This window comes from Streptomyces muensis (assembly GCF_021474425.1).
GTDB classification, from domain to species: Bacteria; Actinomycetota; Actinomycetes; order Streptomycetales; family Streptomycetaceae; genus Streptomyces; species Streptomyces muensis.
On record NZ_JAKEIP010000079.1, the window covers coordinates 1 to 26,303 of the forward strand.

The window sequence follows — 26,303 nt, forward strand, 5'->3', positions numbered from 1 at the left end:
GGCAGACTCACGGTAGGACGCCACTCCATCAGCGGAGCAAGCCGGGCACCAATGGATTTCGCAAGGATGCCTCTGACGGTGTTTGCGGATTGTCAGTTGTCCGTCCGAGTGGACGTCACCGGCTGGTTAGCTGGGAAGTTGTTCGCGAGAAGTAGTGTCACTCGCGGGATTGCGGTGGCAATGTGAATGTGCTCAGTGAAGGAGCACCGCCGATGCCGCCTGGTCAGTCGAAGGCCGAGTTGTATGCCGCACTGCGGCGTGACCGGCATCCCGCCGGTGGCCGGGCGTCCCGGCCGGCCACGCCGTCGCCCTGATGCGCTGCTCGAGGACAAGAGCTACGACTCCAACCCGAACCGCGAGGAACTGCGCAAGCACCGGACCCTGCCGGTCATCTCCCGCAAAGGCACCCCGAACATCAAGGGCCTGGGCAAACTCCGCTACGTCGTCGAGCAGACCTTCGCCCTGCTCCACCAGTTCAAACGCCTCGCCGTCCGCTGGGAACGCCGAACCGAACTCCACAACGCCTTCGTCTCCTTGGCCTGCGGCCTCATCTGCTGGAGGCGACTGAAGAAGCACCGATCATGATCGTGTCACGAGCTTTGGCTACAACTCACACCACTCACCCAGAGGGCCGACCGCCCGCCTCTGCGTGGCACCGGCACCGGCTGATGCGCTTCGCCCAGGAAGTGTCCTTCTCTCAGGGCACCCGCCTCTTCGAAGAGGGCGGCCGCGCCGACCGGTTCTGGATCATCCGCACCGGCAGCGTCGACTTCGACATGCGCGTGTCCGGCCGGCGCGCCGCCGTCATCGAGAGCCTCAAGCACAACGAACTCATCGGCTGGTCCTGGCTGTTCGCCCCGCACGCCTGGCACCTGGGCGCCGAGGCGACCAGCCCGGTACGCGCCTATGAGTTCGACGCCACCACGATCCGGTTGATGTACAAGGACGACCCCGCACTCGGCGCGAGCGTCGCCCAGTGAGTGGGCGAAGTCCTTGCCCACCGCCTCCGCTCGGCCCGCACCCGGCTGCTCGACCTGTACGCCCCTACGGCAGCGGCACTCTCCAGTGATAGCACCCCAGCACGGAAACGACGAGGACGGCGTCATGCACAGCACCCCGCACATCGTCAGCGACGTGATGACCCACACGGTCGCCGCCATCGGCCGTGGCGCCTCCTTCAGGAAATCGTGCGCATGATGCAGGACTGGAAGGTCAGCGCACTGCCCGTCCTGGAGGGCGAGGGCCGCGTCGTCGGGGTCGTCTCCGAGGCCGACCTGCTGCCCAAGGAGGAATTCCGCGACAGCGACCCCGACCAGGTACACCCAGCTGCGCCGCCTGCCCGACCTGGCGAAGGCCGGCGCCGTGACCGCCGGGGAGCTGATGACTCCCCCGCCCTCACCGTCCACGCCGACGCCACGCTCGCCCAGGCCGCGCGGACCATGGCCCACGCCAAGGTCAAGCGGCTGCCCGTCGTCGACGACGTGGGCATGCTGCAGGGCGTCGTCGGCCGCGCCCACCTGCTGAAGGTGTTCCTGCTCGACGACGAGGACATCGCCGAGGAAGTCCGCCGCGAGTGGTGTCGTACCTCTTCCCCGCGTCGACGTCAGCCGCGCGCGCGGCGGTGCGGAACGGGGTCGTGACGCTCAGCGGCCGCATCCGGGACACGTCCCTGGTCCCGGTGGCCACACGTCTGATCCGGGCCGTCGAGGGGGTCGTGGACGTGACCTTCGACATCGCCGAGAACGGCCGCTCCTCCGAACTCCGCGGCTGAACGGCGCAGAGTCCGTACGGACTCCGATCGGCTCGCGTAACCCAACAGGTGCTGCGTAGGCGCTTCGTGTGCCTGTCCGGGACCGGTCCCGAGTCGTTGGGACTAGCTTGCTCACCTGGGTCGATGGGCAAGGGCGAATGGAGGCGTGACTATGGCGAGCCTGAGTCTGCGGATCGCGCAGATCCGATCAGCACAAGCTGTGATCAACCTGGGGCGCCGACGGGCGCGCAGCGGCGATACAGCGGGTGCTGTGGAGGCTTTCCAGACGGCCGCCGCTTCCGGCGACACTCGTGGCAGCGTTCCTGCGGCGCTGCACCTGTGGATCCTGCGATCTGGGGTCGGTGACTCGCAAGCCGCCGATGAAGCGTATCGGCTGGGGGTCGATCTCTGGGCACAGATGCACGGCGAGGACAAGGCCGTCGCTGAGCGGAGCCTGGGGTTCGGTAGCTACATCGCCGGCTATCAACGGGAGTTCGTCCGGCCCGCGCGGCAAGCATTTCAGCGGAGCATCGATTCCGGAGATCCGGAGTCCGTGCCGCTCGCGGCGATGGGTCTGGCCGGACTGGAGATGCAAGATCTTGAGGAGACCTACGGATTCGCAGACGCCTCCGCCGACACGGGGGCGATTCCACGCTCGTTGCGGCGCGCGATCGACTCCGGTCACCCTGACTATGTTGCCGTCGCCGCTCGGTGGCTCGCCTTCGACAGCGGGCAGACCGGGGATGTCGACACGGCGCGAATCGCGCTGCGCGCCGCCATGGATTCCGGCACTTCCGAGGACGCTTGCTCTGCCGCGTCACGTGTCGGGACGTTGTTCAAGCGTGAGGGTCACACGGCGGAGGCCATCATCGCGCTGCGGTTCGTTGTCGAGAACAGTCAGACCGAGCGGGTCACGGGTGCCGCCGAGGATCTGGGCGAACTACTCGCCGCGCAAGGCGACACCGAGGGCGCCCGGACGGCGTATCAACTCGTGCTGGACAGAACGTCGTTCCCGTACGTGATCGACAGGGTCCGTTCCGCAATCGACCGGCTGTAGATGCCGTCTCCTCCACCCGCGAATGGCGACGACAACCAGAACGATCCACGGGACTTGACCATTTACTCCGCGTACTCAACTCTCGCGTGGCTGCCTCCTCTACGAAACGCATCTATGTGTGGGTCAGCTCGTCGGCGACATTGCGCCGCCCACGTCTCGATCGCGGTGAGGTCGCGGAAGTCCCCGCCCATTCCGTTACGGAGGATCATCCGCGCGACCCATCCCTTCGCGCCCTCGTCCAGGCAGCCGCCGAAGGTGACGTGCTCCCTGGCGTCGAGCTCGGCCATCGCCTTCTTCACGGCACGGGCGGGATGTCCCGCTCGGAGGCCGAGGCGTCGAGGGGGCCGCTGCTGAACAGCCACAGGGGCGTTCGGCAAAGCCCGGCGGTGCCGACGGAGGAAGCGGCGGGCGTGCTTCTGCCAGCGCCCGGCGTACAGTCCGCCGCCGACTACCACGGCGTCATACGGCTCCACACTCTTGACGGACTGGGCCGGAAGGGCCTCGACCGTCAGCCCGTCCTTGCGCAGAACGTCGGCGAGGGTCTCGGCGATCCGTGCCGTCGATCCGTTCGTGGTTCCGTAGGTGACCGACACGGTGCCGGTCATGACGGTGCACCTCCTCTCACAGTCGGCGCAGCCAGTCGTCGGCCACGCCGTGCAGCGCCTGCTCCTGAGTCTGCAGGCGCGCGTCGTCCAGTCGGTAGGTGAGCCTGTCGACCACGCCGACCACGCCGTCGATCCGGGCGGTCATCGACAGGGCTATCTGGGTCTCGCTCTTGCGTTCCATGTGACCGGTGAGCGTGACGACGCCTTCCTTGTCGGGCCGCAGGAAGACCTGGAGCAGGTCGCGGCGGGGGACGATGCCGACCAGCCGGTCCGCCTCGTCGAGCACCGGCAGCCGTTCGACCTGGTGCTGGGCCATGGTGCGGGCGGCCTCGACGATGGTGTCATCGGCGTGCGCGGTGACGGGTGGCGTGCTCGTCAGCCGGCCGGCGGTGCGAGCGTGCACCTTCGCCGCCTGCCGTCGGGCACCGCGGGTCAGCCCGGAGAGGAACGCGGAGCGACGGCGTGGTTCGTACGGTCCGGGAGTGGCCGCCTGCCGGGCGACCAGGTCCGTTTCGGAGATGACGCCGATGACCATGCCGTCCTCGTCGACCACCAGCAGTCCACTGATCCCATGGTCCGCGAGCAACCGCGCGACCTCCTTGAACGGGGTGCCGTACGAGACGCGGACGACGTCCGTGGTCATCACGGAGCCGACCTTGTGGTGCTTCATATCCGTTCCCTCCTCAGCGGAGCCTGCGCAGATAGGGGTACTGGGGCCTGCAGAGCATCAGGCGGATCCGCGCGTCCGGCATGGTGACGCCGCCCGGTGTCGCGAGGACCGGGTTGAAGTCGGCCTCGGCCAGCTGTGGTGCGTCGCTCGCCACGCGGGACAGCCGCAGCAACATCTGCTCCAGTGCCTCGAGGTCAACAGTTCCGTTGCCGCGCACGCCGAACAGGAGCGGGGCACAGCGCGGGGAAGTGATCAGATGGTGCACGTCGTGGTCGGTGAGCGGGGCGAGCCGAGCCGCGTGGTCGGCCAGTACCTCCGTGGCCGTATACCGCCGAGCCCGAACAGCACGAGCGGGCGGCAGACCTGGTCCTGGACGACGCCCGCGAACAGTTCGGTGCCACGGGCGGCGAGCGGCTGCAGCACGACGCCGGTCATCAGCCCGCCGAAGTGGGTCTCCAAGTCGCGGTAAACTGCCCGTACTTGGGCGTCACCGTGCAGGTCGAGGTGAACCGCGTGCTGCTGGCTCTTGTGCACCAGGCCGGGCCAGTGTGCCTTCACGACCACTCGGCCGTCGGCGCCCCGCAGCCGGTCGGCGGGGCCAGGACGGCGTCGTCCTCCGTCGCGGCCCAGGCCCAGGGGATCTGCGGGATGCCTTAGCAGGCCAGCAGGTCGGCGCAGGTACGCGGGTCGAGCCAGCCACCGTCGGGGTGTACGGCTAGGTAGTCAGCGACGACCGTGCAGGCGCGTTCCGTCTCGACGCCGTCGAGGTCGGGGACGGTCCCGGCGGGGCGGGCCAGCCAGGCGACGCGGTGGGCGGCGTGGGCCAACGCGGTGCGGCGGCCTGCGGTTCGGCGTACGACAGGACGGTGCCGCCTGCCTTGGCGGGCAACAGCTCGACGGGCAAGCCCTGTTCGAGCCGTACCGTGACAATCGGCTTCGCCCTCCGGCCGGGTGCCCGAGCGAGGGCTTGCACGACGTCGTCGCCGGTCGCCGCGGCGACCGCCGTGGGGACCAGGGCCACGAGGACGGCGTCGACGCCGCCGAAGCGCATGTCCGGTCCACACAGTCCGCGAGCTGCTCCTCCGCGACGGCGGCGGTGGCGTCGACCGGGTTGCCCACGGCAGCCCCGTCCGGGAGTACGGCAAGCAGGTCATCGATCAGCTCGGGGCTGGGCGCCGGCAGGGACAGCCCGGCCTCGGCGCAGACATCGGCGGCCAACACCCCTGCGCCGCCCGCGTTGGTGACGATCGCGACGCGCGGTCCTGCGGGCAGGGGCCGGGAGTGCAACAGGGCAGCGGCTTCCAGGAGTTCGCCGACCGAGCGGATGGCAGTGATGCCGGCCTGCGTGAACAACGCGCCCCGCGTCATGGTGCGGGTGGCGGCGGCCACAGTGTGCGAGGCGGCGGCGCGCCGGCCCGCCTCGGTGCGTCCGGCGTCGACGGTCAGGACCGGCATCCTGCGGGTCACACGACGGGCAACGCGAGAAGGCGCGCGGGCGGCCGAAGGACTCCAGGGGCAGCAGGGCGAGACCGGTACGGCCGTCGCTCTCCCACCACTGGAGCATGTCGTTGCCGCTGACGTCGTACTTGTCGCCGAGGGAGGCGAAGGAGGAGGCACCGATGCCGAGCCGGGACAGCCCGACGAGCAGGGCGATGCCGACGCCGCCGGACTGCACGGCGACGCCCGCGATGCCTGGGCGCGGATGGGCGGCGGCGAACGTGGCGTCCAGACTCAGGTCCGGGTCGGTGTCGGAGACGCCCAGGCAGTTGGGGCCGACGAGCCGCATGCCGTGCGAGCGGCAGACGGCCAGCAGGGCCCGTGCCTGGTCGGCGTCCAGGCCCGCAGTGACGACGAGGAGAGCGGGTACGCCCGCTTTGCCGCACTCCTCGGCGATCTCCGTGATCGCCGCGGCCGGTACGGCGAGGACTGCGAGGTCCGGGGTCTTGGGCGGCGCGCTGACCGCCGGGTACGACGGCACACCGAGAATCGAGCGCGCGGCCGGGTTCACCGCGAACAGGCGCCCGGTGTAGCCGCCCGCGTGCAGCTGGTGCAGGATCGCCCGACCCACCGGGCCCGGCTTGCGCCCCGCTCCGACGACGGCGACCGCCTGCGGCCGCAGCAGCGGCTCAGGCTGGCGACATCGGCGGCACGGGCGCGCTCCTCGACGGCCGTGAGGTAGCTGTCGCTCTCATCGAGGGTGATGGCGCAGCGCACCTCAGGGCCCTCGAAGCGGCGAGCGGTACGGAGGCCGAGATCGGCGAAGAGCTTCAGCACCTGGTGGTTCTCGCTGAGCGCGTCGGCCGTGAACGTCGTGATGCCGTCGACACGGGCTGCGGAGACGAGGTGTTCGACGAGCAGGGTGCCCACCCCGCGGTGGTGCAGCCCGTCGGCGACGGCGATGGACACCTCGGCAGTGGCCTCGCCGTCCCCGGCGTCGTACTCGGCGACGCCGATCACCCGCCCCTGCGTCTCGGCCAGCAGCGCCCGGTAGCCGGGGCGGGCCGCAGCACAGGCGCGGTCGGCGGCCAGGCGGACCGACCGGTGGCTCGCGGCGAAGAACCTCAGGCGCAGGTTCTCTGGGGACATCCCCGCATACAGCCCTCAACCTGGTCGTGATCACCCGACACGACGGGACGGATGCACACGGTGGTGCCGTCGGCGAAAAGGGCGTGGACGGGGGGCCGGTCGGTCACGTCGTACGTCATCGCGGGACTCCTCCAAACCTCTTGTCACTTCGAGCATCCGGCGGATCGGGCAGTGGCCCCATGGGCTGCCCGGGGGCGAGGCGAGGGCCGATCGGCCCAAGGTTTCGCCGACCGTCCCGGCCCGGACGCGGGAGGCTGCCGAGGCGGCCCGCGTCCACCGGGCACGAGCGCCCGCCACGCGATCTGCGGACCTATGTCCCGGACCACACGGCGGACCTGTGACCCTCTCCTGCTCGGGTCACACCTGGTGCGGCACTACGGCGACCGCGCAGGCGTAGCGGTACGCGTCGTTGCTGGTGCGCGGCGGAGTGGCGAGCCCTGCCAGCAGGACCGCGGCGGTGCCGAGCAGGACCAGGACGGTGGCGGTGCGCCTCGGTAGCCTGCGCACGGTCCATGCCGCGGCGGCGAACAGCGCCCAGGCGAGGGCGTATCCGACCAGCAGCCGCCCCGGGGCGCTCTCGTGGTCACCCGCGTGGAGGGTGCCGGCGACGATGGTGGTGAGCGCGGCGAGGAGGAGCACTGTGGCTGTGACGGCCATCCGGGTTCTCCGGGCGCTCGCCGGTGGTGAAGGGCTGGGCGAGGGCGAAGCGGCGGAATCCGGGTCCGGCCGGTGGGAGGTGGTGATGCCGGTCATCGGCGGGCAGGACCTCCCCGGTCCACGGGACGCTCGCTCTCCATGGAGAGCACGTCGCGATCCCGGTAGGGACGGTGGAGTTCCACGAAAGGGCGACCGTGCGCCGTCCAGCGGCCGGTGAGGATCCACCCGGCGGTCTCCGCCGTGTGCAGCAGGGCCGTGGTGCCCAGGCGGGCCCAGGGGAAGGGACGTCCGTGGCGTCCGTGGCCGTCCTCGACGCGGACGGTGAGGCGCTCGTCCACGTCGTCGTCGGCTGCCTCGGCCAACAGGCGACCACCAGGGCGGACGAGGTCCCGCAGCCGGGTGAGCAGGGCGGCCGGATCGCCGCCGATCCCCGCGTTGCCGTCCATCAGCAGCACGGTGTGCCAGCGGCCCTCGCTCGGCAGCCGATCGAAGACGGAGCGCCGCAGGGCTCTCCCGCCCTGGCGCCGGGTCCGGGCGACGGCCTCCGGGCAGACGTCCACGCCCAGCGCCGACACCCCGCGGGCGGTCAGGGCAGACACGAGACGTCCCGGTCCGCAGCCGACGTCCAGTACGGGACCGGTGCAGCGGCGCAGTACGTCGGTGTCGGTGGCGTCGGGGGCGGCGCACCAGCGCTCCACATCCAACGGGAGCAACTCCGCCGTCCCGAGGGGGCGCGGCGCCAGGCGCCGCAGGTACAGCGGTCCGCTGCCGGTGCGCAGGGCCTGGGCGTAGGGGTCGGCCTCCCAGGGTGTGCCGGGCGCCGCGCGCACGGATGGCGCGGACGGCGCGGGGACGGTCTGCTGGCGCGTGCCCGCGGGCTTCTGCTGGAAGCGCTCGGCGACGAAGGATCCGTTACCGGTTGGAGCGGGGCTCATCGAGCAGCCCCCGTGAGCCGGAGGCGCTGGGCGGCGCCCGTACGGTCGGTGGACATCGGTACGCCCCGTACCAGGGATCCGGCGCGGGAGGGGTGGACGAGGCCCAGAGCCCAGGAGCCGCCGTCGGCGGCGGGGCCGAACCATGCGTCATGACCGGTGCGGCCGACGCCGGACAGCAGCTCGGCGGTCAGCTGCGGGGTGTCCATTCCGACGAGCAGTGCGGGGCCGCGGTCACAGTGCGCGAAGGCGCCCGCGATCCGCTCGTCAAGGCCCCCGGTCTCCTGGGGCACCACCTCGAATCCGGGCGGCAGCCAGGGCCCGGGATCGCCGTCCAGGACGAGGACCCTGCGCCGGGCAGGGGCGCGGAGCACCATGTGGAGGGTGTCGGTGAGGAAGGCTCCAACCCATGTGGCCGCTTCCTGCGAGGTGTAGGGCGGCGTAAGCCGGGTCTTGACCCGTCCGGGCACCGGTTCCTTGGCAATCACCAGCAGCGCGGCGGGCCCTGTGGGCGCGGCGGTCATCGCGCACCCCCTGGAAGCGTCGCGATCGGGCCGGTGACGGGACACTCGGCGAGGACAGTGCGCATGTCCCGTACCGCCCGCCAGGTAACAAGCCAGGTGCCGGTCACCTTCGAACGGCCCGTGCGCGGGTGGTAGGGCGCGTCTGTCTCCTGCATCCGCCAGCCTGCGTCAGCCGCCCGGACCACCATCTGCTGCGGGTGGCCGGAACGCCGGTCGGTCAGCCCGAGTGCCGGCAGAGGCTTGCCACGAGCCGCTCGCATGGAGCCGAGGTCGCACAGGGCCAGACCGGTACGGCGGTGGATCAGGCGGGCCAGTTCGAGATTCGCCAGCCTTGCGTGCAGGGGCCAAGCTCCGAAGGTGGTCCGCCGGCGGCGGCCCAACACCAGGTCGGCCGAGCCGTCGAGAACGGGCCCGACCACCCGCGGCAGCAGGTGGGGGTCGAGGGATGCGTCGAAGTCGCAGAAGCCGACAATGTCGGCCGTGGCGGCGGTCAGCCCCGCTCGGCAGGCGGAGTCGGAGGAGCCTTTGTCGACGACAATCGCACGCCAGCCGGGCGGGATCCGATCCAGCACCCACGGCAGGGCTTCGGCTTCGTCGAGGCAGGGCAGCACGACGTCCACGGATGGAGGGGTTGTCTCGATCACCCCACTCACCCTACGAACGCAAAGAAGGCATAAGGGACTTGGTGTCCTTACAGATCGCTGACGTCGCCCGCCGCTCCCCAAACCGGTGGGCCGCCGCCCGACGGCCAGCATCGCGGTGCGGGGCAAGATCGCGTATGTCATGAACGCGGACGGCGAGGGCAGTGTCCAGGGCTTCCGGATCACCCACCAGCGGAGGACTCAGGCCACTGCAAGGCTCATAACGCTCACTGGGCCTCGACAACGAGAACGTGCCGTTCGCCATCAGCTTCGACAGGACCGGCAGGCGGATGCTGGCCGCCGAGGCCGAGAAGTCCAGAGTGCCCAGTTACCAGCTCCACCGTGCCGGCAAGCTGAAGGTGCTTGAGAAACACTGGCCAACGGCCAGGAAGTCCTGTTCTGGCTGGAGCACGCGGGCATCTACTTCTACGGCGGCAACCCCGGCAACTCCACCGTCAGCGGCTACCGCATGGGCAAGCACGGAAGGCTCGCCCTGACCGACGAGGTCGGCATCGAGAAGAACGGATCTCTCACGAAGGTCACCACCACCGAGGGCCTCCACGGCAGCTGTAGTTCCGGCGTCAGGGCTGGTCAGCGTTTCGCCGGGGGTTGGTGAGGGCGCGGGTACGGCCACCGTGATCATGAACGTTTGTGAGGACGATCAAGGACGCGGTGGCTATGGAGGCGACGATAGCCGAGCAGGCGTGGGCCAGGGCATTCGGGGCCGCGATGGAGACGATCGTGGGCTGCTTCGCGCGGCGTGAAGCCCGCGCCACAGCAGCGGAGTTGACGGCGGGGCTGTTGCTGGAACTGGACACCCGCAACTGCTGGACACTGGCGCAGGCGCTCGGGCACGCCGGCCCGCACAGGCTGCAGCACCTGCTCTCCCGGGCCCGGTTCGACCACGATGCGGCGCGAAGGGCCCTCGCCCGCCTGATCCTGGGCGAACTCGCAGGCCAGGATGCGATGTTGGTGGTGGACGAGACCGGGGACGCGAAGTCTTCCACGGACTGTGTCGGCGCCGGCCACCAGTATTCCGGCGCGCTGGGCGGAGTCGGGCTGTGCCAGGTGGCGGTGCACCTGGCGGTGGTCACGCCGGCGGCGCGGGTGGTCATCGACCGGGCCCTGTATCTCCCGGCGGACTGGGCCGCGGACGACGAGCGACGCGAGCTGACCGGAGTACCGGACGAGATCGGGTTCGCCACGAAGCCGCAGCAGGCGGTGGCCATGGTCTCCGGCGCCCTCGACGCCGGGGCACAGGCACGCTGGTTCGCGGGTGACGAGGTGTACTCGGGGCGGCAGTTGCGCCGCGACATCCGGGCCCTGGGACTGGGCTACACGGTCGGCGTCGCCGCGACGCACCAGGTCACGGACGGGACCGGACGCCGGTGGGAGGCCTGCAAGATACTCAACAAGGTGCGGCCACGGCAGTGGATGCGGCGGGCGACCGGCCACGGCACGAAGGGCACCCGCGAATACGACTGGGCCTGGCTCGACATCCGCCCCGACGACACCCCCGAAGGACACGGGGACGGCACCAGCGTGCTCGTCGCCCGCCGTCACCGCTACACCGGCGAGGTCTCCTACTTCCGCTGCTGGACCCCCGGCGACATCGCGCTGGGCACGCTCGTGGAGGTGATCTGCCGACGCTGGCGGATCGAGGAGACCTTCCAGCTCGCCAAGGGCTTCACCGGCCTCGATCAGGGCCAGGTGACCTGCTGGAACTCCTGGATGCGCTGGTCGCTGTTCTCCTTGATCGCCCAAGCCGTGCTCGCCCTGACCCTGGCGGCCACCACGAACACAGCCCCGGCCGGACCCGGCCGTCTCGTCCCGCTGACCTGCCCGGAACTCGTACGCCTCCTGCGCGTACTCGTCCTGCCGCCGCCGGCCCGCGACCGTGACCACGCCCTGCACTGGACCACCTGGCGCCGCCGTCACCAGGCCATCTCCCGCGCCTGCCACCAGCAACGACACCTACTTCAAGACCAGTTGTGACCCGGAACTACAGCTGCCGTGTCTGACTACCACCTAGGCGGTCATCGTCGAACGCACCCTGAAACGTTATAGGTACACAACGCTACGAAGGGGGTGAGACTGATCCAGCGCGCCACTGCCTGAGCCCTACGAAGGGGGAAACATGCGCACCCGTACCCGCCGAATCAAGATCGGCCTGACGTCAGCTGCGATTCTTCTGTCCAGCGCGGGTCTTGGCCTGACCACCGCCTCCCCGGCCTCCGCGGCCTGCAACGTCGGTTCCGGAATCATCCGCGACACGGCATGGGCGCACAACCCGTGCAGCGTGAAGCTCTACCGGAAATTCGTGTGGGGCGGCGCGCCGGACAGTCCGTGCTACATCTTCAGGCCGGGGGACACCAAACACAATGAAAAGCCGGCCAACTTCCGCTGGGCCACCTTCGACGGCATGAAGTCCTGCTGAGGGCATTCGCGCGATCTTGCAGCGGCCCGCGACCACGCCCTGCACTGGACCGCCTGGCGCCGCCACCACCAGGCCACCGCCCGCGCCTGTCACCAGCAATGACACCTACTTCAAGACCAGTTGTGACCCGGAACTACAGCTGCCGTGGCCTCCCCGCATTCGCCGAGTCCGGCATGGAAGGCATCGCCACGGTGTGAGGCCATGCCCAGCGAGGCAAGAGCACCTACACAGAGCGACACCAAGAAATGGCTGCCCTGCCGAGGGGTCGGTGGGGAGCCATACCTTGCCCAAGCCCACAGGGCAGGGATCCGATCACCGGAATTCGTGTTGACCGCGGGACATCTCGCACTTCATCTCTGTGTTGCGGAATTACGGTCCCGCGGTCCCGTCACGTCAGCCCGGCGCACCCAGCCGAATTCGACAGCCGAGGAGCAGCCCTACCCATCTCACAGCAACCGGGCCCTACTGAGTGATCACGGATCGATGCACGCCACAGGGCCACGAAGAGCGGTGCCGGCGCCAGGACATCAGCCTGGTGTTTGCCAGCAAAGACTCAGCTCGAATACGGCCGAGCATCTCGGACTCATGTCACCACAACCAGGCTGCAGTGACATACATCAGGACGCTGAAGGTGGCTACGGATTCGACGTAGGCGGCCGCAACGAAGGAAGGCCTGCCCGGGGTAGGAACGGCCGCGGGCAGGCCTGAGGCTCAGTTCATCGCGGTCACTGGCAATTCTGGCCGGCGTTTATGCATTCCACCATCCGGTTCATCAGCTGCTCGTCGAAAACGTTGACGAAGTCTCCATGGTCGGTCACCGGCTTGTGCAACTGCTCGGGGAAACCGTCCACAGAGAAGAATGGACTCGACTGTCCATTGTCGTTGAGGCTCGGCGGGGCGATGTCGTAAACCAGGCGCTGTACCAGCTGCGGAATGGCTTGGAAGCCGTTCGGGCAGGCACCGGTATTCGGGTCGGCGAACGCGACATGATCGCGATGGTTGGCGCTGTCGATGTTCTGACCGTCCCAGCAACTCTGGAACTTGGAGGTACGAACCACGCTGCTGCCTTCGGGACAAATCGGATACCTGTCCGTCAGTTGCCGATCCTCGAAGCCGGTGCAACTCCACGCGGCGTTGGCATTGGCCGTTCCGTTGGTGAACGCCTTGGCGTCTCCGGTGATGATGCGCAGGAACTTCGGCATCGCCACGACCTTGCTGCTCGGGTTGCCCACGTACTCCAGGGTCACCTCTGACGCGTTGAGGATCTTGCCGACGTTGCCCTCCGCACCGCCGCCCTGCTGGTTGGCGTCGAACTCCTCGGTGCCGTCCTGCAGACGGAGAACCGGCCAGTAGTACGACGACTTGTCCCCCTGATTCCGGCACGTGGTCTCCCCGGCCGCGAACTCCTCGTTGCCGGCGAAGGCGTCGTTCGCCTGGTTGCCTACGTAGTCGTGTGTGTGGTGCGCCCCGTTGTCGACGCCGGGCGCGACGATCACGTTGTCAGTGTTGTACAGCTTGTTCTCGTTCACACCGCAATCGGTGGTGAACTTGCCGAGCGAGGCGTTCTGTTGGTTCTGCGGGACGCTGACATTGGGCTGGACACTGGTGATGTCCACGAAGTCGGCGGCGACTGGGCCATTGCCTGCCTGTCCACCGTTGGCGGCATCCCCTCCCTCGTTCCCCTGGTCCTGCCCGTTCCCCAGTTCCTGCCCCTGGCCGTTCTGATTCTCGCCCTTGCCGGTGCCGGCCTGGTTGCCCGAGGCGCGGAGCGTACAGGCGGCAAGAGATTCCAGGCCCTGCGGCCGGTCAGCCACCCGGTCGAGGGCGATCATGATGCGCTCGATAGTCGCGGTCCGCTTGTCCTTCAGCGGGCCCATTACCGCGTTGTCTGCGAACTTGCTGTCCTGGCGTATGACTCGGGTCGAGTCCTGCAACCGCTTGTAGGCTTCCGCGACTTGCTGGTCCAGAAGCGCAAGTTCCTTGTCAACCTCCGACTTGGCCTGGTCGGGTACCTGACGCAGCCGGGTTCCGACGTCGGGGCAGTCGATGGTGGCGGATCCCGCCTCCATGGCTTGGCCGATGGCGTCCTGCGGCGAACTCCTGGTGGTGTTGCCGCTCCCGCTCTCACCGGCGGAGGCATACACATTCGCCACCACCACCCCTCCAGCCCCCAGGGCAGTCGCCGCCAGTGCGGCGACTGCCCGGCGGGCCCTTTTTGATCGCTTGCGTGTATTTCGTGGCATGGGACTCCTTTGAGAGATCTCGTTCGAGCCGCCACGGCGCCGCTGTCGGTCGCCGCGCGGTCGAGTTCGCGAAGCTGGATTCGTGGGGCGGACGATCGAGGGCTCGGTCACTCTGCCCGTGATGCCGGAGCCGGTTTCGCCGACCGTTCAAGTGCCGCCCGTCTCCCGTAACCTCGCAACCAGAGTTACGGATGTGGCAGGCCGCATGAGCGGAATCGAATGCCTCGTCAGGCTCTTGTAAGGATTGGCGGGACCAGGCCCTGTCCCTCCGGAAGAGGGCAGACCTTCGCGCACAAATCTTCACGTGGGGCACGACGAGGTATACGGGTTCGCGGCCCAACGACCCCTGGCCGACGGGTATCGCACGCTCTTGATGGACCGCCGCGGCCACGGTCGCAGCCCTGATACTGCCCGCAGCGACTTCGACACCGACGCCGACCAACTGGTGGAACTGCTGGCGCGACAAACCGAAGGCGCACACTAGGTCGGCCACGGCAATGGCGGCCTGGCAGCCATGCTCGCTGCCGGACGTCATCCCGAACTTGTGCGGTCATTGCCTCTGATTCAGCCAGCCGCGTTCCCTGCGGCCACTGACCACCCGGCCGTCAAGACCATACTGCACCGATTACGAGGGAGCGCCGGTGTGCCAGAGTCGGTGACGCCGGAGCATTACCCGCGCGCCAGAGCTGTACCGCACGTACGCGGGCGAACCCCTAATTGCCTGCGCCGAGGCCGTAGCCGACTCTGTCGGCGCCCGACTGCTACGTGTCCCCGGCTACTACCCGCACACCCAGCAATCCGTCGCGGTCAACGCCGCCCTGCGCGAACTGTGTAAATGGTCGGCACCAACTGCCGCACAGCCTCACAAAACAATCGCTCCGTCGCAGCTCTCCATGAGCCAAGGGAGTCCGTCGGCACGACACATTTTGTGTTCCAGAGAACATCAGCACCGCTCGGCGAATGCGTCATCACCACGCAGCCACGCGTCGATGCTCAAGCCGTGGCCAGTTAGGGGTGGATGGCTCCGTCTCCCAAACAGCCGAATCGTCGCACCGGTCACGCCCGTCCCGCTGCGGCAGCGGCACGCGCATCTACGACGGCCAGGGCGATGCATCGGTGACGGGGACGCCTTCCAAAGGAAGGCGGTCTCGGTAGTACTCCGACTCCAACCAGTCCTCTTTCACGAAGATCGGCCGCGAAATCCGCACGCCACCGACCTCCTGTGCGCGAAGAAGAACCCCCAGATCGGTCAGGGCGAGGGAGTCATCGAGGGTGTACAACAGGCAACTCCCGTGCTCGGCGGCGTAGTCAAGGAGGAACTGGTGCACCTGCTCGGGATCGCGGCCGGCCAGTGCAAAGTCCGCTAGCAAGACCTGCGGACCCGTGACCGCCTCCGGGGCAATGCACGCCAACTTGCCCGCGTCGTAGAACACCTTCACCCCGTCGGCGAAGTCTTCCTGCTCGTAGGGACCGCCCGCTCGTTTCTGCGGCTCAGAGACCCGGAGCGCGTCGGCGACCTCGGCCGGGCTCATCCCGAGCCGCAGTGGCCCCAGCCCGGCTCCGGGCAGCAACTCCCAGTGCTCCCGTCCCTCGCCTGCGCTCACGTCATCCGCCCCTTTAGTGACCATCCCCTGTGCCCCGCATCGTGTGCGAGACCAGCGCCCAAAGTGCCACCTGAACTGCCCGAGCGCCAACCGAAGCGCTCGGGCACACCGCGTACCTCAGCAAGATCGTGTTACGAGCTCTTAGTGCGGTTGTGCCGGGTCTTCTCCCGGACCAGTGAGATCACGATCACCAGGACGGCCACGAGTACGGAGAGCAAGACCTGGCTACGGCCGCCACCCTCGCTGTCGTCGGTGAGCATATAGAGGAGCACGAACGAGATCATCCCGATCGTCGCCCACGTCAGATACGGGAAGAGCCACATCCGCACGACGAGCTTGTCCGGGCTCTCGCGCAGGATGATCCCCCGCATCTTCAGTTGCGAGAAGCAGATGACCAGCCATACGAAGAGCGCGACCGCGCCGGAGGAGTTCAACAGGAACTGGAAGACCGTGTCCGGCCACAGGTAGTTGAAGGCAACGGCGACGAAACCGAAGGCCACCGAGGCCAGGATCGCGGTCTGCGGGACACCACGGGCGTTCGTGCGGACGAAGGACTGCGGCGCGTCGCCCCGCTGGCCGAGGGAGAAGGCCATGCGGGAGGCGGTGTAGAGGCCGGAGTTGAGACAGGACAGCACGGCGGTCAGCACGACGACGTTCATGATCTGCCCGGCGTGCGGGATGCCGATCGAGTCCAGGGCCGCCACGTAGGAGCCGTCCTTCTTGATCGAGGGGTCGTTCCACGGCAGCAGCGAGACCACGACGAGGATCGACCCGACGTAGAAGACCCCGACTCGCCAGATGACGCTCCTGGTTGCCTTGGCGACCGCCCGCCGAGCGTCCGGGGACTCGCCGGCGGCGAGGGTGACGATCTCGCTGCCCATGAAGGAGAAGACGACCAGCAGAATGCCGGTGAGGATCGCGCCGGGGCCGTTGGGGAGGAAGCCGCCGTGCTCGGTGAGATTGCCGAAGCCGGTCGCGGCGTGGTCGGAGCCGGGCAGCACACCGAAGATCGCCAGACCGCCGAGGACGATGAAGCCCGCGATGGCGACGACCTTGATGCCCGCGAACCAGAACTCGAACTCGCCGAAGGAGCCGACCGAGGCCAGGTTCGTGGCGGTGAGCACCACCATCACGATCAGTGCCCATGCCCACTGCGGTACGGCCGGCACCCATTGCTCCAGGATGACCGCACCCGCGGTCGCCTCCACGGCGAGCACGACGACCCAGAAGAACCAGTACAGCCAGCCGATCGAGAAACCGGCCCAGCGGCCGAGCGCCCGGTCCGCGTAGGCGGAGAAGGAGCCGGAGGTCGGATTGGCCGCGGCCATCTCGCCGAGCATCCGCATCACGAAGACGACCAGGGCGCCGACCAGTACATACGACACCAGAATGCCGGGTCCGGCGGCAGCGATACCGGAGGCGGAACCCACGAAGAGGCCGGCGCCGATCACTCCGCCGATGGCGATCATCGACAGATGGCGGTTCTTGAGACCGGCTCGCAGACCGGCCTGTTCCGGAGGCAGGCCATCTGCGGGCGGGGCGGTGTCTGCTGCCAGAGAACCAGGGGGACGTGTAGTCATGTCGACATCCATTGAGTGGTTGGGAGGGCCTGGCGCGGAGTGGATGGCCCCGGGAAAGCGGTCACGGCATGGAGCGTCTCGCTCTGCCTCCTTGTGGGAGGTGAGCCGTGTCACTTGGGGAAATGGATTTGCGCAAGCTTATGAGGGGCCACGGGCCGACATGTTTGTGAATGATGAACAAACTTGCCCGCATTGCCTGTGCAACCGGACAATGCGGAGGCGTCGTCAGGTGGACGACGGAAGCCGCAGCTGGAGCATGGCCAGTAGGCGCTGGTCGGGACGGCTCAGATCGAGACCGGTCAGCTCCTCAGCCCGACGAAGGCGGTAACGCAGCGTGTTGGGGTGCACATGCAGCTGGCCTGCGGCCTCCCGGACGTCACCGAGCGCATTCAGATAGGCCAGCAGGGACTCGGCCAGCCGCCCCTGGTGCCGGCTGTCGTGCGCCACCAGGGCGGTCAGCCGAGGGTCCCGTATTTCGGGGTGAGCGGAGAGCAGCGTCAGCATCTCGCTGACCAGCACTTCCGCCTGGATGTCCGGCAGTGCGGCGACCGCGGTGGGAAGGTCGGCACTCATCATGGCGTCGAGGATGCGATCGGCCTCCCGGCGCGACTCAGGGACGTCCCCGAGCCCGGACACCACACAACCGACCGAGCCCCTCAATGGCAGGCCCAGGTGACGACGTGCTGCATCGGTGATCTCCTGGCACCAGCCGCGCAGCGTGTCCGTGTCGATACTGCGAGGCAGCTGGGGCAGAAGCACATAGATACGGGGATCGAGCTGCGTGACCAGCGCGTTGCGGTGCCGGGCGGCGATGTGCACCGAGATCAGATTGGTGACCTCGGTGTGGGTCAGCTCCGGCGCGGCGACCACCTCCGCGGTCCCGTACGAGAACCCCAGGACGGCGGCTGGCAGGGTGGCGTCGTACCCCAGGTGCGTAGCGAGCGGCTGCGGCCCGGTACTTCCCTCCAGCAGCCCGGCCAGCAGGGTCCGGGTGAGCGTCACATTCTCGGAGAGCTCTCGGCGGCGGCGCACCAGGTGGTGCGCGGCAACCCGGGCGGCACCCAGAAGTGCCTGTTCCGAGTGTTCGGACAGGGGTGACGAGCTCTCCTGCACCCAGATGGTGCCCAACTGCCGGTCCCCGGACCGGATCGCCACCGCGAGGCGGCGGCGGATCCCCAGCTCCGGGTGGCTGTCGATACCGATCACCTGGTCACTGGAGTGCAGGTGCTGGAAGACGCCCCACTCGCGCAGCTTCGCCAGAAATGCCTCCGGTCCCTGCCAGCCGAGAATGGAGCGCCGCCGCAGGTCGTCGATCTCGTCGGAGTCGGTGGACCGAGAGTAGGCGAGCACCCGGTTGGCGGAGTCCTCGATGCTGACAACGCCGCTGGTGAGGACAGCGGTGGTCTGGGCGAGGGAGAACAAGTCGCCCTCCTGCGCCCCTACGCTGGGGTATCCCGGAGGGGCATCGTCGAGGGCGGCGCGGGCCAGCGCGTGCACCTGCTCCCAGCGCGCTTCACCGCGCAGCGAGAGCAGAGCCACGCCGACCTCAGCGGCGGTCTCACCAAGGGCTGTGGCCTGACCGGCACCGTCCAGCTTCACCACGACGGCGGTGGCTCCATCACGGGCGGCGGCCCGCAGTGCGGGAAGGGCGGCGCGGCCACGGGCACCGATGAGGAGGACCAACTCGCCCAGCTGGGCGCTCGGAGGGTCCTCGGGGTCGAGCAGGGCAACGCTTCGGATCTCGACGTCGAGGCCGGCGGGGGCGACCTGCATCTCCACCAACGAGTCGCCCAGAGCCATCAGCAACTGGCGCAGGCTGATGCTCGCTGCGGAGGAAGGCACTGCGGCCGGATCCATTGACGTCGCCTTTGTTGGGAACCATGCCGGGCCCTGATGTTATCTGCCCGAGCCAGGGGACTGTTCCGTGGCAGAGAAGCCATCGAAGGCATCGTTCAAGCCAAGAGCCGGGCGCCGCCCCCGAAGAGGCGAAACCGGCCCTGATCCGCTGTGGGAGGAAAACGCTCAGCCGGCGGCACCAGGCCTCACGTCCGGCACACCGGTGGGCAACCCCGCCATCACCGCCCGTCGACTCGCCCTGACGTGCTCACGCATCACCTGCTCGGCGCTGTCGCCGTCCTTCTCGAGGATCAGCTCGAGGACGCGGTGGTGCTCACGGTCCGATTGCAGAGCACGGCCCGGCTGGCTCAGCGATGTATTCACCAGCCGGGAGTAGGCCAGCTGGTTCATCAGCATCCGGTAGTGGGCCTCCAACTTGTTGTTGTCGGCTCCCGAGATGAGCAGGTCGTGGAACTCCTGGACCAGTTCCGCGTACCGCCCCCGGTCGTCCCTCGCCACCGCCTCGTCGGCCTCGCTCAGGTTCCGCTCCAGCAGGTCGATCTCCGCGACGCGGCCGCGCCGGGCGAGGAGGCGGGCGGCCGCGCCCTCGAGGAGTTCCTTCATCTCGAAGAGTTCCGTGATCTCGCGGCGGGAGGGCGTGGTGACGAACGTCCCCACGCGGGGTCGGATCTCGACCAGGCCTTCGGTCTGGAGCTGCTTGAGGGCTTCGCGCACCGGTGTACGACTGACGCCGAACTCCTCCGCGAGTGCGAGCTCCGAGAGCGGAGCCCCGGGCTCTATGTCGCCCTTGATGATCCGCCGGCGCATTTCGGCGATCACCCTGGCCTGCATCGACCCTCCCCCAGCCGCCGGCCGGGGGGATCCCCACTTCGGTTCGCTCTGTGCGCGATTCACCGAACTCTCCTCCGTCTCCCGAGCCGCCCGCCGGTCATCCCAGCGGCGCCAGTGCGCCGCCGTCGAAGAACTTACCCGCGCTGTAGACCATCGGATGACGCTCGGAGACAACGGCGTGCACCACCCGGCAGATGAACACGGTGTGGGTGCTGGCCTGCAACCGCTCGCGGATCTCGACCTCCATCTGCGCACTGCTCCGGGCGATCAGCGGGCTGCCGAACGGGCCACTTTCCCACTCCACCTTCTCGAACTTGTCCGTGGCCTTGCTCGCAAACGTACCGACGACGTCCAACTGGTCCGTGGACAGGATGTTGATCGCGAGGTGGCTCGCGCTGAACAGACAGTCGTGGGTGGACGAGGTGCGCTGGATGCACACCATCACGGTGGCGGGGTCGAGCGAGATGCTCGAGAACGCGTTGACGGCCAGCCCCCTGGGGACCGCCCCGTCCATTGCGGTCACGACCGTGACACCGGTGACGAACTGCCGGTTGACCTGCTTCATCACATCGAGGTCGGGCTTCGAGGCGAGTGGGGTCATGGATGTGCTCCTTGTCATCTTGATCGTCAGTCCTGTCCCACGTGACTTGTCAGTCCTGCCCCACCCGGATGACGCCCAGCGCCGAGAGCAGCGCCCGCGGATCCCACGTCACGTGCTCCTCGACGATCCTGTCGTCCTCGAAGCGGGCGAAGGTGGCGCCGCTGACCTCGACGCGCCGTTTGGTGGCGGGGACACCGAGGAGCGAGCTCTGGTGGGTTCCGGTGCTGTGCCAGCGGATCGCGGCCCGGTCTCCCTCGATCACGATGTCGTCGATGGTCGTCACCAGGTCGGGGAAGGCGGACCGGGTCGAGACGATGGATGCCTTGAAGGCCGCCAGGTCCTGCGGGTGCGGATCCTGGCTGTACCGGAGGTAGGCCGGGCTCAGCAGCGCGTCGAGGGCATCGACGTCTCCCTGGCCCCAGGCCGCGGCCCACGCCTTCTCGATCAGTCCACGACGGGCGTCAGAGTTCGACACCGGCCTTCTCCTTTCTGTCTGCGCACAGTTCCTTCCAGAAGGACACCGCCAGACCGGCGATGATCACGAGGAAGGGCAACGACGTCACGATGACGGTGTTCTGCAGGGCGTTCAGTCCTCCGGCGAGCATGAGGACGACAGCGGTGACACCGGTGAGGACGCCCCAAAGGATGAGCACCGAACGGCGCGGAGTGAGCGATCCGTCCGAGGTCATCATGGACAGCACATAGGTGTTGGCGTCCGCACCGGAGACGAAGAACATCACGACCAGGATGATCGCGATCAGCGAAGTGACCGAGGCCAGCGGGAAATGGTCCAGGGTCGCGAAGAACGCGCTGTTGATGTCGGCCGCCGTCTGCTTGGCGATGTCACCCTTCTCGAACATGTCGATGTGGATGGCGGTGCCGCCGAAGACCGTGAACCAGGTGAAGAACACCACGCTGGGGACGACCAGTACGCCCATGATGAAGCCACGGATGGTTCGTCCCCGCGAGATGCGGGCCAGGAAGACGCCGACGAAGGCGCCCCAGGAGACCCACCAAGCCATCATGAAGTAGGTCCACCACTGCATCCACTCGAGCCCGCCGAACGCGGTGCCTTGCAGGCTCATCCGGAAGAAGTCGGTGGCCCACTGGCCCACGGACTCGATGTACAGGTTCGCGATGAACACGGTCGGGCCGGCGACCAGCATGAACACGAACAGCGCGACAGCCAGCAGTGAACTGCCCTGGCTCAGGAACTTGATGCCCTTGCTGACACCGGTCACCGCCGAGAGCGTGAAGATCGAGGTGACGGCGGCGATGATGAGCACCTGGGTCACGTTGTTGACCGGCATCCCCCACAGCCTGCCGAGACCGTTGTTGACCTGGAGGGCTCCGAGGCCCAGGGAGGTCGTCGTGCCGAAGAGTGTCGCGAACACGGCGAGCACGTCGATCGTCTTGCCGATCGGCCCGTCCACGCGGTCGCCGAGCAGCGGCCGGAACATCTGGCTCACCAGGGTGCGTCGGCCTTTGCGGTGGGTGGAGTACGCGATCACCAGACCGAAGACGGCGAAGATCGCCCAGGCCTGCAGGCCCCAGTCGAAGTAGGAGTACTGCAGGGCACGCACCGCTGCCGCCGGAGTGTTCGGCTCGGCGAGGCCGTGCGGCGGCGTGGCCAGGTGGGAGATCGGCTCGGCGACGCCGTAGGAGACCAGTCCAATACCCATCACCGCGCTGAGGATCATGGCGAACCAGGTGAGCGTCGAGAACTCCGGGCGGTCCGAGTCCTTGCCCAGCCGGATGTCTCCGGCAGGACTGAAGGCCAGGAACACCAGGAAGATCAGGATGGCCAGCGTAACCACCAGGTAGGACCAGCCGAACGTGGCCGTCACCCAGTTCAACGACTTGTTGGTGACTGTGTTCAGGTTGTCCGTGAAGAGCACCGCCCAGGCTACGAAGACGGTGGAGATACCGAGCGAGGTCCAGAAAACGGAACCGAGTCGCCCACCGCTGTCGCGGCCGGCCTCGGTGCCGTCCGTGGTGCATTCCCCACCGCTCGCCGACGACGTCGCGGGCGTCGTTTCCTCGCCCGTTCCAAGGTGACTGGACATGAAACTCCTTGGGTCGCGGCTCGACGGCCATCCGTTCTGGCATACAAGCAGCAGTAAGGCATGGCACAGATGGAGCGTCAAGGGTTCGGTCGAGCGGAATCACATCACAACTTTGCGTGCCGCTTATAAGTCCAGGTCGTGGACCCATAATCCCAGGTCATTGGCTTCAACATTGATCTCGGCAGGTGGGCCGAAGAGCATTCGGGCGCCCCTACCTCTTCCCCCTTGACCGATACAAGAGACGACACCTATCGTCCTGTGGCATGCAAGAGCGCATGGATCACTTCGACGAGAGCATCGGTCTCCGCAAGCTCGTGCTCTACCGCGACGTCGTCCTGACCGAGGCGGGCGCGGCACCCGCACAGCCCGCGCGGCGGGCCAGCGTCGCCGCTGTCATCCGGAACCCGTGGGCAGGTACGGGCCCGACGGCTGATCTGTCCCGGGAGCAGAAGCGCATCGCCCCCGTCCTCGCCTCGTTGCTCACCGGCCGGCTCGTCGCCGCGTTGGGCGGCGTGGACGAGATCGAGTCGTTCGGCAAGGCCGCCATCGTCGGCACCGCGGGCGAGATCGAGCACGCCGGTGCCCTCATCCACACCCCGTACTTCGGCAACCTGGTGCGGGAGTTCCTCCAGGGCGAGTCGATCATCTGCTTCGCCGACACGCGTGCCGAAGCGGGTGAGACGCTGGTCGTGCCGCTCTGGCACAAGACACACGCCTCGACGCGCAGCCACTACCAGACCATCAGTGCCCGAGTCTCCGACGCTCCGCGCGCGGACGAGATCGTCGTCGTCGCGGCCGCGTCCACGGGACCGCGTCCGCACCCCCGTATCGGGGACCGCATGACCGACCCCGTCGTCACCACCGAAACCCTGGAGGTTGTCGCCTCATGAGCGTCCGCAAGATCGTGACCGTCGTCGAGGAGATCCGCGCCGAAGGCGGCCGCGCGCTCGACCGCCCGGCCCGGATCGCCGTCGTCGCAGCGGTGATCGAGAACCCCTGGGCCGGTCAGGGCTTCGTCGAGGACCTCACTCCCGGCATCGACGCACACGCCTCCGACCTCGGCGCGCTGCTGGCCCCGGCCGTGCTCGACGCGCTCGAAGCGCCCGCCGAGGCGTACGGCAAGGCTGCCATCGTGGGCCTGGACGGCGAGATCGAGCACGGCTCGGGACTGATCCACACGCTCAAGTTCGGCGACCACTTCCGCAAGGCCGCGAACGCCACCACCCTGCTGCCCGCGGTCGAGAAGCGCGGTCCCGCCGGAGTGGTCTTCGACATCCCGCTGAAGCACATCACCGACGCCACGATCCGCTCGCACCACCAGACCGTCGAGGTCCGCCTCAGCGACGCCCCCCACCCGAACGAGATCGTCATCGCGCTGGCCGCGGCCGCCCAGGGGCGCCCGCAGCAGCGTCTGGCGCCGCTCTCGACCGAGCAGTAGGCATACATGAGCAAGCCCACCGTGGTGCTGCTGCACGGCGTAGGGCTCGACCACACCATGTGGGAGCCCACCGCCGCGCTCCTGGCCGACCGCTTCACCGTGATCACCCCCGACCTGCCGGGCCACGGCACGCGCCCGCCGGTGGACCAGGGAGTGATCCTCGCCGACCTGGCCGACGGCGTGGCCGATCAGATCCCCGACGGCTCGCACCTGGTCGGATTCTCGCTCGGCGCGCTCGTCGCACAGCACCTGGCGCTGCACCGCCCCCGGCTGGTGGCGACCCTGACCTCGGTCAGCTCGGTGTGCCGGCGTACCGCCGAGGAGCGGACCTCGGTCCTCGCCCGGCTGCGCGCCGCGGAGGCCGACTTCACGGCTGGCGCGACCGCGTCCCTGAAGCGCTGGTACGACGGTACGGACGTCGACGCCGACCGGGTGGCCCGCACCGAGGCCACGCTGCTCGCCAATGACGTCGCCTCCTTCCTCGCCTGCTATCGCGTGTTCGCCTCGGCGGACGCGGAACTCGGGCCGCACCTGGGCCGCATCGCCGTACCCGCGCTGGCTGTGACGGGTGCGAACGATCCGGGCTCCACCCCGGAGATGACCCGCCGGCTCACCGCGGCGCTGCCCGACTGCCGGGCGGTCGTCGTCCCCGAGGCGCGTCACATGCTGCCCGTGGAGCGACCTCAGGCGCTGGTCGACTCCCTCACGACGTTCCTCGGAGAGTGTTCACATGTCTGACCTCACCACGTTGCAGCACTTCATCGGCGGGGCGCGAGTGGAGCCCGCGTCGGGCGAGTACTTCGAGAGCACCAACCCGGCCACCCGCGAGACCCTCTACCGGGCCGCGCGCGGGAACTCCGCCGACGTCGGCAAGGCCGTGACGGCCGCGCGCAAGGCGTTCGAGGACCCGCGCTGGCGCGACCTCAGCCAGACACGGCGCGGCCATCTGCTGCGGCGCCTGGGCGAGTTGATCGCCGAGAACGCCGAAGACCTGGCCCGCATGGAGACCCTGGACAACGGCAAGCTGCTCCGCGAGATGCGCGGTCAGCTGGCGACCCTGCCGGAGTACTACCACTACTACGCCGGACTGGCCGACAAGATCCACGGCGACTTCATCCCCACCTCCGACCGCCAGGTGCTGAACTACACGGCCCGCGAGCCGCTCGGTGTGGTCGGGGCGATAACGCCCTGGAACTCACCGCTGACGTTGACCAGCAGCAAGCTGGCGCCCGCGCTCTGCGTCGGCAACACCGTCGTGATCAAGCCCTCGGAATACACCTCGGCCACGGTGCTCAGGCTCGCCGAGCTGGCCATCGAGGCGGGGTTCCCGCCGGGTGCGGTGAACGTCGTCACCGGGTTCGGCGCCGAGGCCGGGCAGGCCCTGGTCGACCACCGCGACCTCGCGAAGATCTCCTTCACCGGCAGCACCGCCACCGGGGCACGCATCGCCGCCGCGACCGCGAGCCGTTTCATCGGCTCCACCCTCGAACTCGGCGGCAAGTCACCCAACATCGTCTTCGAGGACGCGAACATCCCGAACGCCGCGATGGGCGTCGTCGCCGGCATCTTCGCCGCCGCCGGACAGACCTGCATCGCCGGCAGCCGGGTGTTCGCACACCGGTCCGTCTACGACGAACTGCTGGAGCGGGTCACCGAACGCGCCCGGACCATCGTCATCGGCGACCCCCTCGACGAGAAGACCGAACTGGGCCCGCTGGCCTTCGAGGACCAGCGCGACAAGGTGGCCGGGTACGTCGACCTCGGACGCGGCGAGGGCGCCCGGGTCCTCACCGGCGGCCGGGCCACCGACGGCGGCCTCGGCGGCTACTTCTACGAGCCCACCGTCCTCGTGGATGTCCACAACGACATGCGTGTCGTACGCGAGGAGATCTTCGGCCCCGTCCTGGCCATCATGCCCTTCGACACCGAGGACGAGGTCGTACGCCTGGCCAACGACACCGACTACGGCCTCGCGGCCGGCGTATGGACCACGAACCTCTCCCGGGCACACCGGATGGCGGCACGCCTGGACGCCGGGACCGTGTGGGTCAACACCTACCGGGCCATGTCGCCCATGTCACCGCGCCAGGGCTTCAAGACCAGCGGCGTCGGCGTCGAGCACGGCACCGAGACGATCAAGGAATACACGCGGCTCAAGAGCGTCTGGATCAACACGAGCGAGGAGCCCGTGGCCGACCCGTTCACCATGCGGAGCTGATCGGAG

23 protein-coding genes and 5 pseudogenes are annotated in these 26,303 nt (G+C 68.4%); 12 read left to right on the top strand and 16 right to left on the bottom strand.

Going from position 1 to position 26,303, the window contains the following annotated elements:
* Positions 1 to 258: 258 nt before the first annotated feature.
* The 4 genes and pseudogenes from L0P92_RS20190 (at position 259) to L0P92_RS20205 (ending at position 2,807) form a co-directional block, all read left to right on the top strand.
* Positions 259 to 585, top strand: coding sequence for a transposase (locus L0P92_RS20190; protein ID WP_234764196.1), 327 nt, complete (start codon positions 259 to 261; stop codon positions 583 to 585).
* A pseudogene (locus L0P92_RS20195) lies at positions 582 to 1,046 on the top strand (Crp/Fnr family transcriptional regulator); the annotation flags it as partial. The gene L0P92_RS20190 and the pseudogene L0P92_RS20195, both read left to right, overlap by 4 nt.
* Positions 1,047 to 1,104: 58 nt before the next feature.
* Positions 1,105 to 1,771: pseudogene (locus L0P92_RS20200) on the top strand (CBS domain-containing protein).
* A 151-nt stretch (positions 1,772 to 1,922) separates the two neighbouring features.
* Positions 1,923 to 2,807, top strand: a complete 885-nt coding sequence (locus tag L0P92_RS20205; protein ID WP_234764197.1) for a tetratricopeptide repeat protein — start codon at positions 1,923 to 1,925, stop codon at positions 2,805 to 2,807.
* Between the two features lie 62 nt (positions 2,808 to 2,869).
* Here L0P92_RS20205 and L0P92_RS20210 read toward each other — a convergent pair whose 3' ends face one another.
* The 3 genes and pseudogenes from L0P92_RS20210 to L0P92_RS20220 form a co-directional block, all read right to left on the bottom strand.
* Positions 2,870 to 3,412 carry a flavodoxin domain-containing protein gene (locus L0P92_RS20210; RefSeq protein WP_234764198.1) on the bottom strand — a complete coding sequence of 181 codons (543 nt, stop codon included), beginning with the start codon at positions 3,410 to 3,412 and terminating at the stop codon, positions 2,870 to 2,872.
* 16 nt (positions 3,413 to 3,428) lie between these two features.
* Positions 3,429 to 4,082, bottom strand: coding sequence for a CBS domain-containing protein (locus tag L0P92_RS20215; RefSeq protein WP_234764199.1), 654 nt, complete (start codon positions 4,080 to 4,082; stop codon positions 3,429 to 3,431).
* Positions 4,083 to 4,095: 13 nt separating this feature from the next.
* A pseudogene (locus L0P92_RS20220) lies at positions 4,096 to 6,787 on the bottom strand (bifunctional acetate--CoA ligase family protein/GNAT family N-acetyltransferase).
* A 135-nt stretch (positions 6,788 to 6,922) separates the two neighbouring features.
* Between L0P92_RS20220 and L0P92_RS20225 the strand changes: the two are divergent.
* Positions 6,923 to 7,009, top strand: a pseudogene (locus L0P92_RS20225) (polyphosphate kinase 2); the annotation flags it as partial.
* A 16-nt stretch (positions 7,010 to 7,025) separates the two neighbouring features.
* On the opposite strand, the gene L0P92_RS20230 reads toward L0P92_RS20225, so the two are convergent.
* From L0P92_RS20230 to L0P92_RS20245, 4 genes and pseudogenes are all read right to left on the bottom strand, one after another.
* Positions 7,026 to 7,325, bottom strand: coding sequence for a hypothetical protein (locus L0P92_RS20230; protein WP_234764200.1), 300 nt, complete (start codon positions 7,323 to 7,325; stop codon positions 7,026 to 7,028).
* Positions 7,326 to 7,417: 92 nt separating this feature from the next.
* Positions 7,418 to 8,260 (bottom strand): class I SAM-dependent methyltransferase, encoded by an 843-nt coding sequence (locus L0P92_RS20235; protein ID WP_234764201.1) that lies wholly within the window; start codon positions 8,258 to 8,260, stop codon positions 7,418 to 7,420.
* A gap of 5 nt (positions 8,261 to 8,265) precedes the next feature.
* Positions 8,266 to 8,781 (bottom strand): annotated as a pseudogene (locus tag L0P92_RS20240) (TIGR04282 family arsenosugar biosynthesis glycosyltransferase); the annotation flags it as partial.
* Entirely contained in the window at positions 8,778 to 9,425 is a 648-nt protein-coding gene (locus tag L0P92_RS20245; protein WP_234764202.1) for a glycosyltransferase, read from the bottom strand. The gene L0P92_RS20245 and the pseudogene L0P92_RS20240, both read right to left, overlap by 4 nt.
* A gap of 466 nt (positions 9,426 to 9,891) precedes the next feature.
* Here L0P92_RS20245 and L0P92_RS20250 point away from each other — a divergent pair, with 466 nt between their 5' ends.
* From L0P92_RS20250 to L0P92_RS20260, 3 genes are all read left to right on the top strand, one after another.
* Entirely contained in the window at positions 9,892 to 10,038 is a 147-nt protein-coding gene (locus L0P92_RS20250; protein ID WP_234764203.1) for a hypothetical protein, read from the top strand.
* Between the two features lie 62 nt (positions 10,039 to 10,100).
* The gene (locus tag L0P92_RS20255) at positions 10,101 to 11,417 is read left to right on the top strand and encodes an IS701 family transposase (RefSeq protein WP_234764204.1); all 1,317 of its coding nucleotides are present in this window, start codon (positions 10,101 to 10,103) and stop codon (positions 11,415 to 11,417) included.
* A 142-nt stretch (positions 11,418 to 11,559) separates the two neighbouring features.
* Positions 11,560 to 11,859, top strand: coding sequence for a hypothetical protein (locus tag L0P92_RS20260; protein WP_234764205.1), 300 nt, complete (start codon positions 11,560 to 11,562; stop codon positions 11,857 to 11,859).
* 588 nt (positions 11,860 to 12,447) lie between these two features.
* Here the strand turns inward: L0P92_RS20260 and L0P92_RS45730 are convergent.
* The 9 genes from L0P92_RS45730 to L0P92_RS20305 form a co-directional block, all read right to left on the bottom strand.
* A complete protein-coding gene (locus tag L0P92_RS45730) occupies positions 12,448 to 12,561 on the bottom strand; it encodes an SCO3870 family protein (protein WP_372497289.1) in 114 nt (37 codons plus the stop codon).
* Between the two features lie 23 nt (positions 12,562 to 12,584).
* Entirely contained in the window at positions 12,585 to 14,102 is a 1,518-nt protein-coding gene (locus tag L0P92_RS20265; protein ID WP_234764206.1) for a DUF1996 domain-containing protein, read from the bottom strand.
* Positions 14,103 to 15,193: 1,091 nt separating this feature from the next.
* Entirely contained in the window at positions 15,194 to 15,706 is a 513-nt protein-coding gene (locus tag L0P92_RS20275) for a hypothetical protein (protein WP_234764207.1), read from the bottom strand.
* 131 nt (positions 15,707 to 15,837) lie between these two features.
* On the bottom strand, positions 15,838 to 17,286 hold the full coding sequence (locus L0P92_RS20280; RefSeq protein ID WP_234764208.1) for an amino acid permease: 1,449 nt from the start codon (positions 17,284 to 17,286) through the stop codon (positions 15,838 to 15,840).
* Between the two features lie 225 nt (positions 17,287 to 17,511).
* On the bottom strand, positions 17,512 to 19,128 hold the full coding sequence (locus tag L0P92_RS20285; RefSeq protein ID WP_234764209.1) for a PucR family transcriptional regulator: 1,617 nt from the start codon (positions 19,126 to 19,128) through the stop codon (positions 17,512 to 17,514).
* A 180-nt stretch (positions 19,129 to 19,308) separates the two neighbouring features.
* Positions 19,309 to 19,974 (bottom strand): GntR family transcriptional regulator, encoded by a 666-nt coding sequence (locus L0P92_RS20290; protein WP_234764210.1) that lies wholly within the window; start codon positions 19,972 to 19,974, stop codon positions 19,309 to 19,311.
* Positions 19,975 to 20,071: 97 nt separating this feature from the next.
* Positions 20,072 to 20,575 (bottom strand): flavin reductase family protein, encoded by a 504-nt coding sequence (locus L0P92_RS20295; RefSeq protein ID WP_234764211.1) that lies wholly within the window; start codon positions 20,573 to 20,575, stop codon positions 20,072 to 20,074.
* A gap of 49 nt (positions 20,576 to 20,624) precedes the next feature.
* A complete protein-coding gene (locus tag L0P92_RS20300; protein ID WP_234764212.1) occupies positions 20,625 to 21,050 on the bottom strand; it encodes an ester cyclase in 426 nt (141 codons plus the stop codon).
* Complete coding sequence (locus L0P92_RS20305) at positions 21,037 to 22,641, bottom strand: BCCT family transporter (RefSeq protein ID WP_234764213.1); 1,605 nt, start codon at positions 22,639 to 22,641, stop codon at positions 21,037 to 21,039. Before L0P92_RS20305 ends, L0P92_RS20300 begins: the two co-directional genes overlap by 14 nt.
* 263 nt (positions 22,642 to 22,904) lie before the next feature.
* Here L0P92_RS20305 and L0P92_RS20310 point away from each other — a divergent pair, with 263 nt between their 5' ends.
* The 4 genes from L0P92_RS20310 to L0P92_RS20325 are packed head-to-tail and all read left to right on the top strand — an operon-like array spanning position 22,905 to position 26,297.
* Entirely contained in the window at positions 22,905 to 23,531 is a 627-nt protein-coding gene (locus L0P92_RS20310; protein ID WP_234764214.1) for an amino acid synthesis family protein, read from the top strand.
* The gene (locus tag L0P92_RS20315; protein WP_234764215.1) at positions 23,528 to 24,079 is read left to right on the top strand and encodes an amino acid synthesis family protein; all 552 of its coding nucleotides are present in this window, start codon (positions 23,528 to 23,530) and stop codon (positions 24,077 to 24,079) included. Before L0P92_RS20310 ends, L0P92_RS20315 begins: the two co-directional genes overlap by 4 nt.
* Before the next feature lie 6 nt (positions 24,080 to 24,085).
* Positions 24,086 to 24,817 carry an alpha/beta fold hydrolase gene (locus L0P92_RS20320; RefSeq protein WP_234764216.1) on the top strand — a complete coding sequence of 244 codons (732 nt, stop codon included), beginning with the start codon at positions 24,086 to 24,088 and terminating at the stop codon, positions 24,815 to 24,817.
* On the top strand, positions 24,810 to 26,297 hold the full coding sequence (locus L0P92_RS20325; RefSeq protein ID WP_234764217.1) for an aldehyde dehydrogenase: 1,488 nt from the start codon (positions 24,810 to 24,812) through the stop codon (positions 26,295 to 26,297). Before L0P92_RS20320 ends, L0P92_RS20325 begins: the two co-directional genes overlap by 8 nt.
* Positions 26,298 to 26,303 lie beyond the last annotated feature (6 nt).